We start from the raw sequence: 20,138 nt of genomic DNA on the forward strand, positions 1-20,138 counted from the left end.
ACACGTTACCTCAGAGATTGCGCGATGAGCGTTAATCCTTGAGAAGAAAAACCTGCCGAGGCAAGCGCAGTAATCGCGGCACACTCGCCAGCTGCTATGCATTCGTCTGCAACAGTCACTTCACCGCTCAGCGGCATGACCAGAACCGGCCCGCCGAACCGCGCGAGCATAGTCTGGTCAGGCGGACCGGCCAGCAGATCGAGCCGGAAATGCGAGCCGCTGACCAGCTGCGCAGAACGGGTCATATCGATAGTACGGCGTAAATCGGCCGGATGCCGGGCCCCCTGCGCCACCGCGATTGCTGCATCCAAATGCAATTGGCGCGGGCGGCCATAATCAAACAGCCGGTAGGTGATGTCGCTGTTTTGTTGAATTTCTACAAGGCTGAGCCCCGGCCCGATGGCATGGACTGTACCAGCAGGCAGATAGAAAAAGTCGCCGCGTTTTGCCGGGTGCCATTCAAGCAGCTGTTCGATCGAGCCGTCCAGTGCGGCAGCGCGTATTGCGTCCGGGCCGAGCGGCTGTCTGAAACCGATTGCGAGTGTCGCACCGGGATCGGCGTCAAGCACCAGCCAGCATTCTTCCTTGCCGCTGAGCCCCTCGGGTGCCTGCGCATCGGACGGGTGTACCTGGACCGACAATTTCTCGCTCGTGAACAGATATTTGGCGAGCAAATCTGCGCAGGGCGGGGCAGGTTCAAACCAGATCTCGCCAATCCGCTGCCCCTCTGGTGCAAGGAATGGCGCGGGCAATATGTCCTTGCCCCACACCTTTTCAACCGATTTGGTTTTCAAGGCAACATGCGCTGTCACTGCGATGATGCCCCGTGTAATGTGCCCACTTTCTGCGCGCCATCCGCGGTCGTCACCAGAACCTCGTCGCCATCGACCACGATCATGATATTCTCAAGCCCGATTGCCGACACGCGCGGGCCATCGCTTTCAATCAGCACATTGGTGCAATCGACCGCTTCCGCCGGACCGATGATTGTGTTGCCGTCCCCGTCCTGCTCGCGCGCATTGTGCAAGGCTGGCCAATTGCCAATATCGGACCAGCCCATACTGACCGGCACCACGGCGGCGCGCCGGGTGCGCTCCATCACAGCATAATCGATCGAGTCCCCTTCAATTGCGGCAAAGCTGGCCGCATCGGGATGAAATTGTGCGCCGTCCTGTACGCCGCCTTCGACCGCGGCGCGCAATCCTGCGATCATATCGGGACGGTGCGCGGTCAATTCCGCCAGAAACACCCCCGCCTCAAAAACAAAAATGCCGCCATTCCAGCTATAGCCGCCATTGGCGAGGAATGTCTTGGCGGTCACCGCATCAGGCTTCTCGACAAATCGTTCAATTTCAAAACCCGCGCCCAAAGCCGCGCCGCGCTTGATATAGCCATAGCCGGTTTCCGGAGTTACCGCTTCGATACCGAACGCAACCAGACGTCCGTCCTGCGCCAATGCCGCAGCCATGCGCACAGCATCGACGAATGCGCCGGTATCCTCGATATAATGGTCGCTGGGGCATACCAGCATGATCGCATCCTCGGGCAGCCGGAGAGCAGCGAGCGCAATCGCTGGCGCAGTGTTTTTCGCGGCGGGTTCGACCATAATCCGCGCGCCGGACCGACTATCCAATTGCTGCGAGACGAGGTCAGCATGTTTTGCGCCGGTTACTATCCACGGAGCGGCGAACACTGAACGATCTGCGGTCCGTTCAATCGTCTGTTCAAACAGGCTGGATGGCCCGACGAGCGGCAGAAAAGGCTTGGGGTGATCAGCCCGGCTGCGCGGCCACAACCGTGTTCCGCTTCCGCCGCAAAGAATAACCGGATGAATCACCAATGGTTGCGCCTTTTACTGTCGTTGCAGGGTGCGTTAAACAATGAGCCTTGCCATCGCGTTACCTGCTGCCTGATTATATTGGTCAAAACCAGCGTTGCCGCCAGTAAAATGGTGCAGCCACCGGATCACCGTTCCCGTCTGTCGCCGGTTTGAAGCGTAACCGGTCCATCACCAGCTGGCACGTGAGCCGGTCTGCCTCGCCATCTGGACTGCTGCGATAAATACTGCAATTGCGCGCCCGGCCATCAACGCCAACGGTCACTTTCACGATCACCTCCGTTCCCAGCCGCGCCTGACGCCCTCCTTCTGGAACGGGATAGTCGCGGGCATTATCGATTGAACCAGAAATATGCTCCGGTTTGGTAACGGCAATACCGCCCATACCGCCGCCTCCGCGCCCGCTGCCCGTGCCGTCGCCTGAACCGGCTGCACCGGTCCCCTCGCCGGTATCCTTGGCCCCTGAATTATTGGCATTCCCGGTCGAGGACGCGCGGGGTACAGGCTGATCCTGTTTCAGCGGTATCTTGGGAGCAGGCGCGGTCACCGCTCTGGGCACGGTCTTTTCACCTGGATCACCAGCAGCCCCTTCATCGGGCACAGGCTCTGGTTCTTCCGGCGGAGGTTTTTCGGGCGCTGTAATGATAACGGTCAACCCGTCCATGACATTGTCCTGCGCCGATTGCATCATATCCGGCGCGAATGCCCGCGCCAGACCATAAATCGCGGCAATGTGGAGCAGCACGATAAGCGCAATAGTCGCCGGTTTCGGACGCCTGCGGCTATTCGAGAAATTTCGTGCAGTGCTCACCAGGGCTCCAGTCAATTTGCGCGCGATATCGCCTCGCCCGCGCTTAGCCAAGCCTGCATTCAAAAGAAAACGGCGGCCCCCGCTGGAGAGCCGCCGCTTCTGTTCAGCATTGCCTGTCAGACATCAGAATTCGTAACGAATACCGACTTGAAGGCGCCAGATCGACGATGTTGTGCTGATGAATTGCGTGTCATCCGGGTTGAATCCCGAAATGACGTAGCGGCCCTGGGCGTCAACGCCGCCTACCCGCAGGCGATCGTCTGGATCCGCACTGTCAGGATCATCAATATTGATGCCGGTATCAACCAGATCGACAAAATCGCCGCGCGCCCGCACGATGTTGGCACTGTCATCGATAAAGTTGAGGAAGTTATCCATATCGGCGAACAGCTCCAACCGGTCATTTTTGATCCCGGTCAAGCTGCCAATGAACGGCAATTCCTGACTGAAACGCAAATCGACATCATATGACCAGGGGTTACGACAGGTGTTGCGGGCGATGGAAGTCCCGGCAGTGAATTTACAACCAGAATTATTTACATAGTCGGTCAATGACTGGACTGCAGAATTCTGCGCCGCCTGCAAAGCAGCCAGCTGTGTCGCCGAGAAACCTTGGCCGCCAAAGTCGGTCAGGTTTGTATCGCTGACCCCCGTTGGCACATAGACAAGAGCGTTATCGCTACCCGAAGAACTGTCATTGAATACGCCGCCACCATCGAAAGTCAGGCTGTATGGGCGGCCCTCACGAGCGCGGAAGAATACGCCCAGAGTCGTTGCATAATCGCCGAAGAACTCCTCCCGCAAACTAACCGCTGCTGTGAAGTTGTGACGCGTTTCAAAATTGGAGGTCGAAACAGCCGGATTCTGGCGGTCAAACGCCGCTGAGACATCATAGCTCGATGTAGCAGTGGACGAACCGACATTGCGGTTATTGTTTGAGTCCGTGAAGGAATAACCAAACCGTAAGGACACGCCGCCGCCATCTGTAAAGATACCGCGATCAAAATTCTTTGACAGCAAGAACGATGCAACATGGCTTTCATAAGCCGGGCCGTTGGTTAATTGTATTTCATCGTCACGGCGTGTGTTGAAGCAGGCCGCAGTGACGCCGGTATACACGGGCGGGGTGCCGCCGGTGCCCTGTAACACGGCATTGCAACCTGCCGCAGTTGGATCAATCGCCGCATAGATTGGACGGCCATCAACAGTGAAACCACCATTGGCTTCACGGACGTCCAGCGTCTGTGACAAGTCGACAAAGTTCAATGTGTTATTGAACCGGCTGTAAATGTAATCAACATTCATCCGCCAATCGCTGAAGAAGCCTGTTTCCGCGCCAATTTCGGTTGCGAAACCAATATTCGCCCGTGTCACTGTCGGTGTCTCAAAGTTTGGATCAGTGGATTGCGTGTCAGCCAACCCTGCGGCTGCCTGTGCCGATCCAGCTGCGATGGCACAATTTGGAAAACCGATAAAAGTCCCATTATCGACGACGCTGATCTGTCCATTTGCATTCCGAATGCCGGCGCATTGCCCGCTGAATGTGGTTCCCTCTCCAGTCGAAAAACCATTATTGGAAAACGCATTGGAGAAATACACAACCGGATCACCGCCCGAAAAGATACCGACGCCGCCTGTCACGCGCGAATTGCTCAGGAAGCCGCTATTGTCGAATTCGTAAGTTGCCGACAAGCGCGGTAGCAGGATCGGATCCAACTTGCCGAAGCCGACCGCATTGGTGAAACCATAACGGTTCTGGAATTGCGGATTGGGTCGCGGCGCGTCACCAGCGAACCATTGAACGCGCAGACCGGCGGTAATGCCAAGCTGCGGTGTGGCCTGCCATTCATCCTGAGCATATACCGAATAGATTTGACGCTTGAATGTTGCTGATGCCTCATTGATGTTGCCGGTTGGTGTCGCGTTGATGACACCGCCGCCATTGCGACCGGCGACCAGATCATCAGCATTGGCAAATACGCTGGAACCGTCACTCGAAGCGGCGACCAGACCATTTTCAAAGTCGTCCAGATTACGGAAGAACAGTGTTCCTGTTGCGTTAATCGCAAACAGGTTGAATACATCGAGCGAATTGATTTCGGCACCGATTTTGAACTGGTGATCACCGCCATCGATGTTCATTTGGAACTTGGCTTGATCAACCGTGCTGTTGAGCGCGTTAGCCGAACGGAAAATCCCTGGGCCAGTGCTGAGAATGCCGTTTTGACCACGGGGAATCAATCCATTGGTGGCATTGTCGACGCCAACACTCAGACGGACAGTCGGATTGGCCGATTGCGCTTCGCCGAAACCGACCGGGCCTTGAATATCGGAAACCTCTGCGCGGCTCAAACGCAATTCAGTCGAGACCCTGTCGCTCCAGTTGGAATACAGACGGACCGAGTAATAGTCAGAGACGGTTCCTTCGTCTTCAAAGCTGTTGAAACCGGTCAGCTCTTGGCTGCCAGTATCCGATTCGATGTTGGTTTCCTCAAGACGCTGATAGGTTGCTTCCAACCGGTGATCGTCGCTGATATATGCATCCAACCGGCCAAAGTAGCGAACGGACGATTCCGCTAGAGTTACCGGATATCCGCCAACATCCTGACCATACACGTCATTGGCGATTTGCGCGAAGCGATCAAACTGCGCTTGGGTTACGAAATTTGCTTCATTGGCAAACCCGCCGCCGAAGGGACCAAACTCATTGGCGTTGCCGAGGTCGGTTTCTTCGTAACCTGCATAGAAGAACAGCCGATCAGGAATAATCGGACCGCCAAGGGTGGCACCCCAGCGTTTCTCTTCAAATGGGGACACAATATCATCAACCCCGTCGAGCGATGTGCCGCGGATATCATCGCTACGGAAAGTAAAGAATGCGCTTCCGCTGAACTCGTTGGAGCCGGATTTGGTGACAACGTTCACCAGACAACCGGTGAAATCGGAATATTCAACGTCAAATGGCGCAAACTCAACCGACGTTTCGCGAACGACGTCAAACGGCAGCGGCAAGGCGTTACGTGCGGCAAATGGCGTACCGTTCAGGCCGAACACGTCGGCCTGCACGATACCATCAACGGTAAATGTGTTGGACCGGTCATTACCGCCGAGGCAGGAAATCCGGTCAACTTCATTATCGCGCTCGAGGCTGACACGCGGGTCTAGGCGGATGATATCACGCACGTCGCGGGTCAGGCTGGGGAAGCTTTCCAGCGTTTCGGTGCTGAATGCAGAACCTGGGCCGACGGCGAGTTGCTGCACATTGGCGCGCTCTCCTGTGACAACAATGAAATTCTCGCTGCCGTCACTCACCGAAGCGAGTTCGAATTTGAAATCCGTATTGCCCGAAACCGTGATGAACTGGCCTTCGACCGACTGGCCTTCATACCCGGCTGCTGTTGCAGTAATGGTGTATGGTCCGCCCGGAACGAGCGAGCTGACGCGGAACGAACCGCTCGCATCGGCGGTCAGCGTGCTGGCACGGCCAGTACGTGTGTCGGTTACCACAACCGTCGCGCCGGGAATACCGGCACCGTCTGCATCAGTCACCTGCCCTTCAATACCGGACGTAATTTGCTGGGCCGAAGCCGGCGCCGCCATCATGGCCGTTGCGGAAAGGCTGACGACGCTGGCAGCCAGGAGATATTTGAGTTTCATTGACGAAGGTCCCTGATTGTCGATCGGATATGGTGATCGGGATAAACGGCTAAGATGTGATGCACGCCCGATAGGAGCGTTCCGAGACGGCCAAAAGACCGTTTTGTGACAAACGCGTTACAATGCCCGGGCTGGTTACACGCGCCCGGCTCACTTGCTCAGGAAACTGCGGAAAACTGCCGAAAATTCGGTGTTGCTGCATTGCAACAAAAGCAACGAAAGTGACTTTATAGACAGGTGCTGACTGGCAGCGCCCGATTAAGCGAGATTTATCTCGCGGAGTCGCTGCAACAGGAATTGATGGCTCGATATCGATTCGGGCGCATTCTCATCGATGCAGGACGGCAGTGTTTCGATGATGTAATCTGGCCGGAAATGCAGGAAAAACGGCATTGAATAGCGCGCACGGTGCGCGGCTTCGCCATGCGGATTGACCACCCGGTGGGTTGTCGAAACCAGCCGCCCATTGGTCAGCCGGTCGAGCATATCACCGATATTGACCACCAAGGCCCCCTCCGGCGGATTGATTGCCAGCCACTCTCCGTCAGCCTTTAACAGCTCAAGCCCTGCCTCTTGCGCGCCGAGGAGCAAAGTGATGGTATTGATATCGCCATGCGCCGCTGCACGAATGGCCCCTTCCGCCTCTGCCCCCTCCAATGGTGGATATCTCAGCAGCCGCATGACCGAATTGCCGTCCGCCACTGCCGAATCAAAAAACCTTTCTTCCAAATCCAGATGCAGCGCAATGGCGCGCAAAACTCGCGCGCCAGCCTGCTCAAACGCGGCATAGAGTGATGTAAACGTCTCACGGAACCCGGCGACCTCTTCTGGCCAGATATTGGGCGCCATAAATTCCGCCAGTGCATGCCCTTCAGGCAGATCGCGCCCGACATGCCAAAACTCCTTCAAATCATGCACAGCTGCATCTTTGGCTTTTTCAGTACCAAACGGCGTATAGCCCCGCGCGCCGCCTCCATTGGGTAGAATATATGCGCGCTTGGTGGCATCCGGCAGGGCGAAGAAGGCTTTTGACATGTCTTCTGCCCGGGCAATCAAATCGGCCGGAATGCCGTGATCCCGGATGATCGCGAAGCCATATTCGCGGAAGCTATCACCCAGCTCATCCGCCACCTCGGATAGCGGGAGAGCGATCGATACAGAAGCAATGTCAGTCATCACACCGTCTGTAATAAGTCTGCGCTCAATAGGGAAGGAAAAGACCCGCCAGTGCCGCGCTCATCAAATTGGCTAGCGACCCTGCGGCAAGCGCCCGCAAACCAAGCCGTGCAATAACTGGCCGCTGGTTCGGGGCAAGCCCGCCGGTGACCGCCATCTGGATCGCGATTGAACTGAAATTCGCAAATCCGCACAGGGCAAAGGTTACAATCGCGCGGCTTCGGGCGGTCAATGCACCTGCATCCATTGCGCCAAGCTCGATAAAAGCGACAAATTCGTTGAGCACAATCTTGGTGCCAAACAATCCGCCGGCCGCCTGTGCCTGCTGCCAGTCGGGAATGCCGATCAGGAACATGACTGGCGCAAACACATAACCCAGCAAGTGTTGGAACGAGATATCAGGATAGCCAAACAGTCCGCCAATACCGCCCAGCAGACCATTGGCGAGTGCAACCAAAGCCACAAATACCATCACCATAGCGCCGACCGCCACCGCCAGTTTGACCCCGGTCTGGGTGCCTTGTGCTGCCGCTTCTATAATGTTGGCGGGGCTATGCCCTTCTTCGAATGTCTCGGCGATCTCGACTTCGGGCGCTCTGCCGCCCTCGACCAGAGCGCCGGGACCTTCCGCGCTGATGCGCGATTTTGGCAGTGCGATGGTTTCGGGCTCGACGCCTGAAAGCTCGGCCGCCGCGCGGGCCAGCTCGCTGTCATCATCGGGCATGATAATCTTCGCCATCAGGATACCGCCTGGTGCGGACATGAAAGCCGCAGCGAGCAGAAACGGCACAGCTTCTGAGCCGATGAAGCTGGCATAGGCCGCCAGTATGGTACCCGCGACACCGGCCATACCGACACACATGAGTGTGAACAGGCGGCTGGGCGTTAGCGCCGCCAAATATGGGCGCACAACCAGCGGGCTTTCTGACTGCCCGACAAAGATATTGGCCGCGCTGCCCAGAGCCTCGACCTTGCTGATCCCCGTGATCCAGCCAATGGCACCGCCGACCCAGCGCACCAGCCGCTGCATGATGCCGAGATGATAGAGGATCGAAACAATCGCTGCGAAAAATACGATCACCGGCAGCGCCGCGATCACAAACGTATTGGCAAACGGATTGTCTTCCATCGGCCCGAACACGGACGTGATGCCAACTTTTGAATAATCAAGCAGCGCAATCACGCCGTCAGACAGAAATTCAATTGCACTGACACCAAACGGCGTCCGCAGAACTAGCAGCGCCGTGATCGCCTGTAGCGCAAAAGCCGCGCCGACCACTCTTGGCCTGATCCGTTTTTTGCCCGTCGAAAGCAGAAATGCCAGAGCCAGAATTACAACGATGCCAATCAGGCTGGTCAATATCGGATGCATGATGTGTCGCTACCTAATCCAAGGGCAAAGTTGTACAGGAGCGAGTCCCTGACATCCTGCTTTCGCCTTTTGCGGGCCCCGCGTCAAACTGGCTGCCCACAGTTTGACGCGGACTGCCTGCTTCCCTTTTTGCCCATTACGCAATAGTCACTGCGCATGCCTGCTGCTGCAACCGCCCGCCCGATCATGCCATCGCTGTTTTTTATCGGTCTGCTCTATGGCGGGATGACGGTTATCGCAGGTGTGCTGGGGTTCAAGCAGGTCGCGCTTGGTCCGCTGGCGGTCGAAGCGGGTATCTTTGCATTTCTGATGCTGGTGGTTCTGTCCAGCACAACCGCGCAGCTGCATGGTCAGGCGATGGCCAACCGGCTGGTGCTGTGGGGCTTCGTACCGCTCGCGGCATCAGCGGCACTGGTGGTGCTGGTCCTATATCTGCCGCCATCGGACAAGATGCCGCTCGAAAATATTACCGCGTTTGAAACGGTGACTACGCAAACACCGCGCATCATGATGGCGGGGCCGGTTGCTTACGGTGTCTCGCTGTTTCTGAATGTCTGGATATTTTCCAGACTGCGCGGTGCCGACGGCAAACCCACCACGGCGGGATTGATGGCACGCGGCGCGATTGCTTCTGCCCTTAGCCAGGCGATTGACACGCTGATTTTCATCACTCTGGCATTTTACGGTGAATTTCCCATCGGGTCCTTGCTGGCGGGACAGATGCTTGCAAAAGTCGTCCTTTCGCTGGTGCTGGTGCCATTCCTGATCACCGGTTTTGTCACTCTTGCCAAATGGCTCGATCGCCGGTCCGCCTAAGCGTCCAGCTTACTAAGCGTCCAGCTTAATTGCGGTTGGTGCTGCGCGGAAATACGGTTACCCCCGCAGGCCCGATTGTGGGCGATCCAACCACCGGCTCGCCCGGCAATGTAATGACCCGTTCGGCATTCGCGTAATTGACCGCAAACACATAGCGTTCCGTGCGCCGTATCCGAACACCTTGGGGCATCGCGGTGACCTGCAGCCCGGCATCCTTCGCCGCGCGGCGAACCAGCTGTGCGATGAGCGCGCCTTCGGGCCAGGCTGCACAATAGCGGACGGCGCCGTGCCGCCAGCTGACAACCTGCCCATCATCCGCGATCAGTTCCGCCTCCGCGGTGGTTTCCAAATGATCCAGCCAGCGCGTGGCCGTCCAGCCTGTGCCCCTATGGATGGTGCCCGGCCGCAAACTTTCGCTGCGGGCCACTGCGGCAGGAAAAACCGTCTGCAATGGTCCGGGCGGCAAGCTTGGGGGGATCGACAGTTCGGCGGTCCTGCTTCCTGATCGCGGACCGATGATGACCTGTCCGGAAAAATTCTGTAGCCCAGCGGCCAGCGCACCCGGCACAATCGGCAGACACGGTATGGCGACCAATCGATAGCCTGTCAGATCAGCAGTCGGCGGCACGATATCGACGTTGATACCGGCCTCGCGCAGGGCCGTATAGGTATGAAACGCCGCCCATAGGGCGGACAATCCTTCGCCCTGAGGCTGCGTCGCTGTGACCCATTCGGCATCGTAACTGAAAACCAGAGCAGCCTCTTTTACCGATCCGCCGACATCTCCCAGCGTATCAATATCTGCGGCAGCGGACTTGACGTCTGCAAATCCCGCAGCTGGCGCGCTATCGGGCCTGAGCAATCCGGCATGCATCTGTTCCTGCGCAAACGGGGCCTGCCGCCAGCGGAAATAGCTGACCAGCTCTGCGCCATGCGCCATCGCCTCCAGCGTCCACAGCCGCACCATGCCAGGCAGCGGGGCCGGATTATGCCGCGCCCAATTTACGGGACCCGGTTGCTGTTCAATTACACCCCACCGTCCGGCCTTCCCGCAGCCGCGATAGAGATCATGATGGAATCCGGCGATGTCGGGATGCCCCTGCCGGACAAAGGCGTGCTTGTCCGCCTCGTCAAACGGGAACATTTCGAGAAAGCCGAGCGGGTAGCTGTCCCACATGACCAAATCCAGTTGCGCGCCCAAAGCGTGATGATCATACTCGGTCACGAAGCCCATCGCATTGTGCATCACATCGCGGCCGGGCGATGCCTCGCGCAGGATATCGATCTGCGCCTTGTCAAAACTGAGGACTTGATCGGAAGAAAACCTGCGAAAAGCGAACCAATGCGCGGGGTTCGCCTCGGTTACCGTCAGATGGGGCAATTCCACTTCGTCAAAGCTGCGATAGTCCATCGACCAGAAGGCATTACCCCATGCGGTGTTAAGCGCATCAGCAGTGCCGTATCTGTGGGCCAGCCACACCCGGAACGCATCGCGCGCCGCCTCGGAATAGCTCAACACAGTATCGTGGCAGCCATATTCATTGTCGGTCTGCCACATCACAACCGCAGGATGATTGCCGTATCGCTCGGCCACGGCGCGCGTGATCCGCGCCGCCTGTGCGCGGTACCCCGCATGGCTGAAGCAGTAATGCCGCCGCGATCCAAATCCGCGCGGCCTGCCATCGGCGTCAACCGCAAACATATCGGGCATTTGGTCGCACAGCCATTTGGGCGGGGTCGCGGTTGGCGTGCCAAGAATAATTCCCAGCCCGGCATCATGCAGAGCCGCGATTGCGCGGTCGAGCCAGCCCCAGTTGAAATTGCCGGGCGCCGGTTCAATACGGCTCCAGGCAAATTCACCGATCCGTACACGTGTGAGGCCCGCCTCAGCCATCCGCCGCGCATCATCAGCCCACATATCCTCCGGCCAATGTTCCGGATAATAGCATGTGCCAAGGCGCATTTTTGGCGGTGCTATGCGCGTCATGCCGCCTCCGCATCCCATATCTCCAGGCGGCGCTGCTTGCCCAGCACGCCGAGCACCTCATCAGCCAGACGGTCGGCGCCGTCCGTGTCCGCCACATCCACCATAATCGCCTGATCATCGTCCAGTTCGGGCGGATGGTCCATACCGTCCACGGCGATAATCCGCACCAGCCCGGGTGCATGGTCGCGGATCAACGGAGATATTTCGCGCACCTTGTCCATATTGCCCTGCGTAACCACCACGGCGAGGCGTTTGGCCACGCCAATCACCTGCCAGCTGCGCGGATCGCCGATCGGTACGAAATGCACCGGATATCCATCTGCCAATGCCGTCTCGAACCGTTCACGGTCCGATTCAATCGCCATATAGGCGACATCGCTCTCGCCCAGAATATCCGCGACCCGGCGACCCGTTTCGGCCAGATTGAGAATGAGGATCGGAGCATCATCACCTGACAGCTTGCTGTCAGCCGGCCCTTGGCGCAGCTTGCCCGCGATGGTCCGCCCCAAATTGGAAATGGGCGGTGTCAGTGCCAGGCTGACTGCAATGGCCGACACGGCAATCGCCAACGCATCGCTACCGTACAGCGCCGATACTGCGGGCAGCGAAAACAGCACCAAAGCAAATTCGGAACCCTGCCCCAGCAAAAATCCGAGCTGCACCGATCCGGGTACCGACCATCTGTTGGTAAGACCCGCAAGGATGTTGAAGGTACATTTCAGCGCCACCAGAGAAAGTGCCGCCGCCAAAATCCAGTGCCACTGCCCGGCCACCACATCAGGATCGAGCGACAAGCCGACTGTCATGAAAAAGAAACCCAGAAACAAGCCGCGGAATGCCTCGATCTCGGTCTGGACCAGCAGGCGGTAACGCGAATCCGCCAAAGCCACCCCGCCCAGAAATGCGCCCAATGTCAGTGACAAACCGATCATGCCGGTAAGCCAGCCTGCCGCCAGAGCAAGAAACAGCGCCGACGCGGTCAGAACTTCGCTGCTGTCGATGCGGGTGATGATGCGGAACAGCGGCTCTGTCAGATAACGCGCAAACAGCACTGCCACGGCCAAGGAGGCGGCGGCTTTCAGTGCCGCGATGGCGAGCGAACCGCCCAGCGCCTCTCCGGTACCCAGGCTGCCCGCGACCACCAGCAGCATAATCGCGGCAATATCCTGAAATATCAGGATGGATTGCGCCGCTCGCCCAACTGGGCAATCTTCCTGTTCGCGGGTGCGAATAACCCCGATAACGACCGCAGTGGATGACAGCCCCAGTGCACAACCGCCGAGAACGGCCGCCATTGGCGGCAGGCCGGCCAGCAGACCCAGTCCGGTAAATCCGCCGCCGGCGATGATCATTTGCAGCGTGCCGAAACCGAAAATATTCGCGGCTTCCTCGCGGATCCTGGAGATCGAGAAATGTAATCCCAGATTGAACAGCAGGAACATGATCCCCGCCTCCGCCAACGCTGCAACAACCGGGCCATCAAACATCGCGCTCTGACCGGCAAAAGCCAGCGCAAGCCCCACGGCAATGTAGCCGACAATCGGGTTCAGGCGGCACATCTTCGCCCCCAATGCCGCCAGAATACCCAGCCCCAGCAGGATGATCGCTGGCTGGATTACACTCACAACCGAATGCGCATCCGCCGCCGTTCCATGATCCATAAATCCTCCGTCAGACTGATTGGCATAATCGGGCGCAATTGCAATTTTCTTGGCAAGTAATCGCGGTGACAGTTGGCATTACTGATCAAAATTACCAACTTCGCGCGCACTGCTCTTTCGATACGGGCCGACATCTGTCATGGCGCATCTAAACAGAATGAGACGAATGTCATGAGTGATATGTACACGATCAAGCTTCCCGATGGTTCGCAGCGCGAAATGCCTGCCGGGTCCACCCCTGCCGATGTGGCAGCAGCCATTGGCCCGGGCCTGGCCAAGGCGGCATTGGCGGCGCGGGTTGATGGTGAATTGCGCGATCTGGGTCGCCCGTTTGATGGCAATGCGGAACTGGCGCTGATTACCAGCCGCGATGAAGAGGATGCGCTGGAATTGGCGCGTCACGATTTTGCGCATGTTCTGGCAGAAGCTGTGCAAGCCATCTGGCCGGGTACCCAGATAACCTTTGGTCCCTCTACAGAGGATGGCTTCTATTATGACGTCATGGCGCCATCCGGCCGCGATCCGTTTGGCATGGATGATCTGCCCCAAATCGAAGACAAGATGCGCGAGATTATAAAGGCTGACAAACCGCTTCGCCGTGAAACCTGGAACCGGCAGGATTTGATCGACAGGTGGAAGGCCGATGGCGAGACATTCAAGGCCGAATGGGCCGCCGAACTCCCTGAAGGCGAGGAATTGACAGTCTATTGGTCCGGGGATGCCAATGATCCGACCGCATGGATGGACATGTGCCGCGGGCCGCATCTGCCCAGCACGGGCAAGCTTGATCCATCCGCATTCAAGCTGATGCGCGTAGCCGGTGCCTATTGGCGCGGCGACCAGGCGAACGCGCAGCTGACACGTATCTATGGCACTGGCTGGCTCAACAAAAAGCAGCTTAATGAACATCTGATGCGGCTGGAAGAAGCCGCCAAGCGCGACCACCGTAAATTGGGGCGCGAGATGGATTTGTTCCATTTGCAGGAAGAAGCGCATGGCAGCGTATTCTGGCACCCCAAAGGGTACAAGATCTGGCGCGAGCTCGAGAGCTATATGCGCCGCGCAATGGACGGCGCCGGCTATCAGGAAATCAAGACTCCGCAAGTGATGGATGCCCGCCAATGGGAGAAGTCTGGCCATTGGGGAAAATATCGCGAGAATATGTTCGTCATTCCGGACGAGGTTCCCAATGTCGCTGATGAAGGCCCCGTCATCAGCGGTGATGCCGCGTGGATGGCGCTGAAGCCGATGAACTGCCCGGCACATGTTCAAGTGTTCAAGCAGGGCATCACATCCTATCGCGACTTGCCAATCCGGCTGGGTGAAATGGGTTGCTGCCACCGCAACGAACCGCATGGCGCTCTGCATGGGTTGATGCGCGTGCGCCAGTTCACGCAAGACGATGCGCATATCTTCTGCACCGAGGACCAAGTGGTGGAAGAAACACGCAATTTCTGCCAGTTGGCAACACGCGTCTATAAAGACCTCGGCTTCGAAAAATTCGCGATCAAGCTGGCTACCCGACCGGAGCAACGCTTTGGATCAGATGCGGATTGGGACAAGGCCGAACAGGAATTGCGCGATGCCGTGGCTGACGCAGGTATGGCGACCGAAGAGTTTGGGTGGGAGGAATTGCCGGGCGAAGGGGCATTCTATGCGCCCAAGCTCGAATGGCATCTGACCGATGCGATTGGCCGGACATGGCAGGTGGGCACCATCCAGTCTGACCGCGTATTGCCTGAACGCCTTGATGCAACATATATTGGCGAGGATGGCGGCAAGCATCGTCCCGTCATGCTGCACCGCGTGATTTTCGGATCATATGAGCGGTTTATCGGTATCCTGATCGAGAATTACGCTGGCAAACTGCCAGTCTGGCTCGCCCCGGTTCAGGCCGTTGTCGCCCCGATTGTGTCGGATATTGATGGCTATGCGAGCGACGTTCTGGCCAAGCTGGACGCCGCGGGCATTCGCAGCGAAGCGGATTTGCGGAACGAGAAAATCAACTACAAAGTGCGCGAACATTCGCTCAAGAAAGTCCCGCATTTATTGGTCGTCGGCAAACGCGAACAGGAAGAAGGCACCGTCGCTATCCGCACTCTGGGCGAGAAGGATCAGCGGGTAATGCCGCTGGACGATGCCATCGCGATGCTGACACGCGAAGCCACAGCACCTGATTTACGGCCTGATCCTGTGGCCCATTGAGCGATTAAACCTGCATGGAATTGCTGACCGATTTTTCGCTGATGCAGATAGCGGCGGCGATCGCAGCTGCACTGGGGGCAGCGTTTATCCGCGGGCTTGCAGGGTTTGGGATGGCGATCCTGCTGGTCCCGATATTGGCGCTGGCACTGTCACCTGTGGAAGCGGTGCTGGTGACGAATGTACTGGGTGCAATGATCGGCCTGGCAGAGATCAGGACAATCATTCGCGGGGCAGAGAAATCTGCATGGGTGGTCAGCCTGCTGGTGGTGCTGGCTACAGCGCCGGGACTATATCTGCTCAGCATCACGTCTGCACCGCTTGCTCGGCTGCTGATCGCCCTGATCGCTTTATCGGCATTTTTCGCGATGTTCCTGCCGCGGCGCTCTGCCGAGCAGCCCGGCGCGGTTCAAACCGGCTGTGTCGGGTTAACCAGCGGGCTATTGACCGGCTTTGCCGGAATGCCGGGCCCGCCCGTAGTGCCCTATTATCTGGGCAGAGCGATCCCCAAAGAGGTCGCCAAACCATCGATGCTGCTGATCTTCACCATCGCCGCAGCATCGGGCCTTGGTTCCGGCGCAGCCATCGGCATTTTGGATCTGAGCATGGTCTGGCTGGGCGTTCTGCTGTTTCCCGCCGTGCTGGCCGGCAATTATCTGGGTGCGCTGGCATTTGGCACAGTGAGCGACACCGCTTGGCGGATATGGGTGATGGCTGTGCTGGCGATAACCGCGGCTGCCTCGCTTATCCGCCTGCTCACCGCTTAGCGGTTCTGAAGGTTTGAGGGGTTTGGGTATTTGAGGCGGGGCGGCTTTCGCGCAGCGCCGCTGCAACACCCCTGATTAGCGTTGGACGCGGCCCGACCCGTCGCCGCCCATCAGTTTCTCCACCTCATCAACCGACACACGGTTAAAATCGCCCATGATGGAGTGTTTGAGGCAGCTTGCTGCAACAGCAAATTCGAGGCTTTGCTGGCGGTCCTCATAGGCGTTGTAGCCATAGATAAAGGCTGATGCGAAACTGTCTCCGCCGCCGACGCGGTCAACAATGTCGATCATGTCATAGCGGCGGGAGAGTTTGAAACCCTGATCGCGGTCACGAACACAGGCCGACCAGCCATTGCGGTCCGCGCTGAAACTTTCGCGTAAAGTAATCGCGATGGCATTCATGTTCGGATAGATGTCCAGCACCTTTTCCGACAATGCTTCATATTTCCTTGTATCAAGCTCGCCCGATTCCACATCGACATCGACCGTGATGCCAAGGCATTTTTGGCAATCTTCTTCATTGGCAATACCGACATCGACATATTGAACGAGCTAGCCCATCACTTCGGGCGCGCTCTTGCCGTATGCCCATAATTTGCCGCGATAGTTGAAATCGCAGGATACGGTAACACCTGCGGCTTGCGCAGCTTTCACGCATTCAAGGCTGAGGTCAGCCGCCGATTGGCTAAGCGCCGGTGTGATGCCGGTGATATGGAGCCATTTTGCGCCCTTGAAAATGATCGGCCAGTCGAAATCGCCCGGCTGCGCCATAGCTATTGAGGAATTTGCGCGGTCATACACGACTTTGGAAGGCCGCTGGTTTGCGCCGGTTTCGAGGAAATAAATCCCCACGCGGTCCCCAGCCCGGCGAATATGGGCGGTATCGACACCAAACCGGCGCAGTTCACCGATTGCGTTGCTGCCGATATCATTGTCGGGCAGCGCCGACACAAAGCCGGCATCGAGGCCGTAATTGCTCAGCGCGACCGCAACATTGGCTTCACCGCCGCCAAAAGTCGCTTCGAATGCGGGTGACGGAAAAAGCGTTCATGGCCCGGCGTCTTGAGACGCAGCATGATTTCCCCGAATGAAAGATAGTCGGCCATTATCGAAAACTGCGTGCGCGGCATAACATCATCTGCACCACATAACGTCGGCGGAAAGCAAGCGTCACTTTGGAATGACAACTAAACGCGAATGGCGCGCCCGGCAGGACTCGAACCTGCTGCCTCAAGATTAGAAGTCTCGCGCTCTATCCAGATGAGCTACGGGCGCACGCTGGGGGGCGCATAGCGTGCTTTTCTGCGCAGGCAAATGGAGATAGGGTCTGACCGCTATGAGCAACAAGAAAAATTCCAACGCCGAAAGCGCGCGGCAACCGATCGAACGAGGCCGGGCTGAAGGGCGCGATTTCCGTTATTATGATCTGGTGATGGCGGCATTTGTGGCGATTTTGCTGCTGTCCAATTTGATCGGCGCGTCAAAACCGTCTTTTGTCACGCTGCCCAGCGGCGCGGAATGGTCATTTGGTGCGGGCGTTCTATTTTTCCCGATCAGCTATATTATCGGCGATATTCTGACTGAAGTGTACGGTTATGCCAGAGCGCGGCGCGTCATCTGGACCGGCTTTGCCGCATTATTGTTTATGGCGTTCATGGCATGGGCCGTGGTGTCACTGCCGCCCGCCAAAGACTGGCCAGGGCAGGAATCGTATGAATTTGTGTTCGGCAATAGCTGGCGTATCGTGCTCGCTTCGATGGCGGCGTTCTGGGTCGGCGAATTTGCCAACAGTATCGTCATGTCGAAAATGAAAATCTGGACACAGGGACGTTTTCTGTGGGCGCGCACGATTGGGTCGACGATTGTCGGACAGGGGTTCGACAGCCTGATTTTCTATCCGCTGGCATTTTACGGGCTGGCCGGTTGGCCGCCTGAATTGATCGGACAGCTGATCGTGTCCCAATGGCTGATCAAAACCGTTTGGGAAGCATTGTTGACGCCTGTTACCTATGGTGTGATCGGTAGGCTGAAACGCGCCGAGGGGGTTGATATATACGATACTTCCGTCGATTTTTCGCCCTTCGCCAGCAGGTAACGCAGCGCGGCAATGGCGCCGGTATATGAAGGCCGGGTGCTAGACCCGGCCTTCCCCTCTCCCCCAAGAGGGTAACTGTAATTGCTGCGCTGCCTCGATCTGACATGTCAAATATTGCACAAAACAGTCAAATCATTGCACGGATTGCAACTATGACAGATAAACCCGGTTTGGCAAGGTTCGCATGGCGGCGGCAGCCGCGGGCCCGGTTACCGCACAATGCGCATTTCGGGCTCCAGCCCCAAACGCCCGGCCAGTAACGCCATGTCCTTTTCTGTCGGCAGACCGAACAGATCGGCGTGGCTCGCTTCGATCGACAATAATAATGTGCCGGATTCGATCGTCAGGCTGCTGAGCTGAAACAATTTGGTCGAGCGTCCACCCAACCGGCGGCACAGGCGGATTGCCAAACCCCAGCACAGCGCCCTTTCCAGTTGCTCTTCGCTCGCCAGCGCATACAGCGCGGCGGGCAGATCCAGCTGGTTGCCATTGCCGCAGACAGTCGCCGCGATCATCGCCCTGCCAGCAGGATCAAGGTCAATCCAGCGTTTATGCAATGCCCAGTCGATCGCCAATTCAACGCGCAGATTGGGCTCGATCTGCATAGCGGCAAGGCACAGCATCGTCGCCGCTTCGCGGAGGCGTTCTGTATTCAGCGCGCCCGCAATGGCGCGGCGTGGCGGAATGGCCTGCGCGGTCCAGCCCGCCACACGCGCCGCCAGCAATGGGGGTGTGCCGCGCAGAGCGGCAAATTCACCGACACCAGCCAGCAGCGGGTCCTGCGCGCGGACATACGCCTCCAGATCATCAAACAGCACACCTTCGCGCAGCCCCCAAGAGGAAAATATGATCCGTTCGGGCCGGATCGTTTTGAGCAATGCCAACAGCAATATTCCTGCACCGGGCAGGCTGGCCGATCGCATCGCGGATATCCGGGTCATTGCGGCCAGATCATCAGGGGCCGATTGCGCGATGGTTTTCCCCAGGCTCTTCGCGTCAGCATATTCGAGTGTAAAACCATGCGGATCGGTAAGCGGATAATCGCGCTCGATCATCGCAAAGACCGCCATCGCGCGCCATGTGCCGCCCACCAGATAGAGCGTTCCCCTGGCATCGCCCGCCCATCCGGCCCGGCCAAGAACCTGCCTCAATCTGGCTTTGGTGCCCGGCACATCTCCGGTCGCATATTCGGGCAATCGCAAAGTGCCGAGCGGCAGAGTGATACCCTTGCCCGTGCCCTGCCCGTCCACTTCGATCAGTTCAAGGCTGCCCCCGCCCAGATCGGCAACGATGCCTGCAGCGCCCGGAAAAGCGCCCAATATTCCCATCGCGCTGATCCGTGCCTCTTCACGGCCAGCCAGCAATCGCGGCGCAAAGCCCAGCGCGCGGACCCGGTCCAGAAATTCCTCTCCATTGCTGGCTTCACGCACAGCAGCAGTGGCAACAACATCTATCTTGTCAATTTTCAGATCGTCCAGCAACAACGCATATCTGCGCAGCCCGCGCAGAGCCAGTTCGGCAGCATCATCAGCCAACCGGCCCGTCTCGGCGATATCACGGCCCAGCCGCGCAGCGACTTTTTCGTTAAACAGCACCACTGGCGCACGCGGCGATCCGCCATACAGCACCAGCCGGACCGTGTTGGAACCGATATCGATAATCGCCCGGTCCACGCGGTTGCCCGAAAATGCCCCCTGATGATCGGCCTTGCGTTTGCGTGTCACCACCGCATCACCGCTCCGCGCCAGCCCGCCCGG

16 protein-coding genes and 1 tRNA gene are annotated in these 20,138 nt (G+C 58.0%); 4 read left to right on the forward strand and 13 right to left on the reverse strand.

Annotated features, from left to right (window positions below):
- Positions 1 to 5 precede the first annotated feature (5 nt).
- The 6 genes from WA922_RS02385 to WA922_RS02410 form a co-directional block, all read right to left on the reverse strand.
- Positions 6 to 812, reverse strand: coding sequence for a class I mannose-6-phosphate isomerase (locus WA922_RS02385; RefSeq protein WP_424770078.1), 807 nt, complete (start codon positions 810 to 812; stop codon positions 6 to 8).
- Positions 809 to 1,837 (reverse strand): mannose-1-phosphate guanylyltransferase, encoded by a 1,029-nt coding sequence (locus WA922_RS02390; RefSeq protein WP_424770079.1) that lies wholly within the window; start codon positions 1,835 to 1,837, stop codon positions 809 to 811. Before WA922_RS02390 ends, WA922_RS02385 begins: the two co-directional genes overlap by 4 nt.
- 85 nt (positions 1,838 to 1,922) lie before the next feature.
- Positions 1,923 to 2,648, reverse strand: coding sequence for a TonB family protein (locus tag WA922_RS02395; protein WP_424770080.1), 726 nt, complete (start codon positions 2,646 to 2,648; stop codon positions 1,923 to 1,925).
- A gap of 123 nt (positions 2,649 to 2,771) precedes the next feature.
- A complete protein-coding gene (locus WA922_RS02400) occupies positions 2,772 to 6,305 on the reverse strand; it encodes a carboxypeptidase regulatory-like domain-containing protein (protein ID WP_424770081.1) in 3,534 nt (1,177 codons plus the stop codon).
- 258 nt (positions 6,306 to 6,563) lie between these two features.
- Entirely contained in the window at positions 6,564 to 7,481 is a 918-nt protein-coding gene (locus WA922_RS02405; RefSeq protein ID WP_424770082.1) for an isopenicillin N synthase family dioxygenase, read from the reverse strand.
- Between the two features lie 25 nt (positions 7,482 to 7,506).
- A complete protein-coding gene (locus WA922_RS02410; RefSeq protein WP_424770083.1) occupies positions 7,507 to 8,853 on the reverse strand; it encodes a NupC/NupG family nucleoside CNT transporter in 1,347 nt (448 codons plus the stop codon).
- Positions 8,854 to 9,009: 156 nt separating this feature from the next.
- Between WA922_RS02410 and WA922_RS02415 the strand changes: the two genes are divergently transcribed.
- Entirely contained in the window at positions 9,010 to 9,669 is a 660-nt protein-coding gene (locus WA922_RS02415) for a queuosine precursor transporter (protein ID WP_424770084.1), read from the forward strand.
- A gap of 25 nt (positions 9,670 to 9,694) precedes the next feature.
- Here the strand turns inward: WA922_RS02415 and WA922_RS02420 are convergent, their stop codons facing one another.
- On the reverse strand, positions 9,695 to 11,656 hold the full coding sequence (locus tag WA922_RS02420; protein WP_424770085.1) for a beta-galactosidase: 1,962 nt from the start codon (positions 11,654 to 11,656) through the stop codon (positions 9,695 to 9,697).
- A complete protein-coding gene (locus tag WA922_RS02425) occupies positions 11,653 to 13,317 on the reverse strand; it encodes a cation:proton antiporter (protein WP_424770086.1) in 1,665 nt (554 codons plus the stop codon). Before WA922_RS02425 ends, WA922_RS02420 begins: the two co-directional genes overlap by 4 nt.
- 171 nt (positions 13,318 to 13,488) lie before the next feature.
- Here WA922_RS02425 and thrS point away from each other — a divergent pair, with 171 nt between their 5' ends.
- Together thrS and WA922_RS02435 are read left to right on the forward strand one after the other, a co-directional pair.
- Positions 13,489 to 15,522: a threonine--tRNA ligase gene (gene thrS / locus WA922_RS02430; protein WP_424770087.1), complete on the forward strand. Its 2,034-nt coding sequence runs from the start codon at positions 13,489 to 13,491 to the stop codon at positions 15,520 to 15,522.
- Positions 15,523 to 15,536: 14 nt separating this feature from the next.
- Positions 15,537 to 16,286 carry a TSUP family transporter gene (locus WA922_RS02435; protein ID WP_424770088.1) on the forward strand — a complete coding sequence of 250 codons (750 nt, stop codon included), beginning with the start codon at positions 15,537 to 15,539 and terminating at the stop codon, positions 16,284 to 16,286.
- A gap of 75 nt (positions 16,287 to 16,361) precedes the next feature.
- On the opposite strand, the gene WA922_RS02440 is transcribed toward WA922_RS02435, so the two are convergent.
- From WA922_RS02440 to WA922_RS02455, 4 genes are all read right to left on the reverse strand, one after another.
- Complete coding sequence (locus WA922_RS02440) at positions 16,362 to 16,721, reverse strand: PfkB family carbohydrate kinase (protein ID WP_424770089.1); 360 nt, start codon at positions 16,719 to 16,721, stop codon at positions 16,362 to 16,364.
- A gap of 117 nt (positions 16,722 to 16,838) precedes the next feature.
- Positions 16,839 to 17,267 (reverse strand): PfkB family carbohydrate kinase, encoded by a 429-nt coding sequence (locus WA922_RS02445; protein ID WP_424770131.1) that lies wholly within the window; start codon positions 17,265 to 17,267, stop codon positions 16,839 to 16,841.
- Positions 17,264 to 17,392, reverse strand: coding sequence for a hypothetical protein (locus WA922_RS02450; RefSeq protein WP_424770090.1), 129 nt, complete (start codon positions 17,390 to 17,392; stop codon positions 17,264 to 17,266). The genes WA922_RS02445 and WA922_RS02450 overlap by 4 nt, the downstream gene beginning before the upstream one ends.
- A gap of 92 nt (positions 17,393 to 17,484) precedes the next feature.
- Positions 17,485 to 17,561: transfer RNA gene (locus tag WA922_RS02455), tRNA-Arg, on the reverse strand.
- Positions 17,562 to 17,622: 61 nt separating this feature from the next.
- On the opposite strand from WA922_RS02455, the gene WA922_RS02460 reads away from it, so the two are divergent.
- Positions 17,623 to 18,381 carry a queuosine precursor transporter gene (locus tag WA922_RS02460; protein WP_424770091.1) on the forward strand — a complete coding sequence of 253 codons (759 nt, stop codon included), beginning with the start codon at positions 17,623 to 17,625 and terminating at the stop codon, positions 18,379 to 18,381.
- Between the two features lie 209 nt (positions 18,382 to 18,590).
- On the opposite strand, the gene WA922_RS02465 is transcribed toward WA922_RS02460, so the two are convergent.
- Positions 18,591 to 20,105 (reverse strand): Ppx/GppA family phosphatase, encoded by a 1,515-nt coding sequence (locus WA922_RS02465; protein ID WP_424770092.1) that lies wholly within the window; start codon positions 20,103 to 20,105, stop codon positions 18,591 to 18,593.
- Between the last annotated feature and the right edge of the window lie 33 nt (positions 20,106 to 20,138).

Origin of the sequence: Pontixanthobacter sp., assembly GCF_049682855.1 — a bacterium.
In the GTDB taxonomy this organism is placed as follows: domain Bacteria; phylum Pseudomonadota; class Alphaproteobacteria; order Sphingomonadales; family Sphingomonadaceae; genus Pontixanthobacter.

Coding starts and splice junctions, on each gene's coding strand:
- WA922_RS02400 (WP_424770081.1), bottom strand. CDS start 6,305: ATGAAACTCAAATATCTCCTGGCTGCCAGCGTCGTCAGCCTTTCCGCA.
- WA922_RS02405 (WP_424770082.1), bottom strand. CDS start 7,481: ATGACTGACATTGCTTCTGTATCGATCGCTCTCCCGCTATCCGAGGTG.
- WA922_RS02410 (WP_424770083.1), bottom strand. CDS start 8,853: ATGCATCCGATATTGACCAGCCTGATTGGCATCGTTGTAATTCTGGCT.
- WA922_RS02415 (WP_424770084.1), top strand. CDS start 9,010: ATGCCTGCTGCTGCAACCGCCCGCCCGATCATGCCATCGCTGTTTTTT.
- WA922_RS02420 (WP_424770085.1), bottom strand. CDS start 11,656: ATGACGCGCATAGCACCGCCAAAAATGCGCCTTGGCACATGCTATTAT.
- WA922_RS02425 (WP_424770086.1), bottom strand. CDS start 13,317: ATGGATCATGGAACGGCGGCGGATGCGCATTCGGTTGTGAGTGTAATC.
- thrS (WP_424770087.1), top strand. CDS start 13,489: ATGAGTGATATGTACACGATCAAGCTTCCCGATGGTTCGCAGCGCGAA.
- WA922_RS02435 (WP_424770088.1), top strand. CDS start 15,537: ATGGAATTGCTGACCGATTTTTCGCTGATGCAGATAGCGGCGGCGATC.
- WA922_RS02450 (WP_424770090.1), bottom strand. CDS start 17,392: ATGGCCGACTATCTTTCATTCGGGGAAATCATGCTGCGTCTCAAGACG.
- WA922_RS02460 (WP_424770091.1), top strand. CDS start 17,623: ATGAGCAACAAGAAAAATTCCAACGCCGAAAGCGCGCGGCAACCGATC.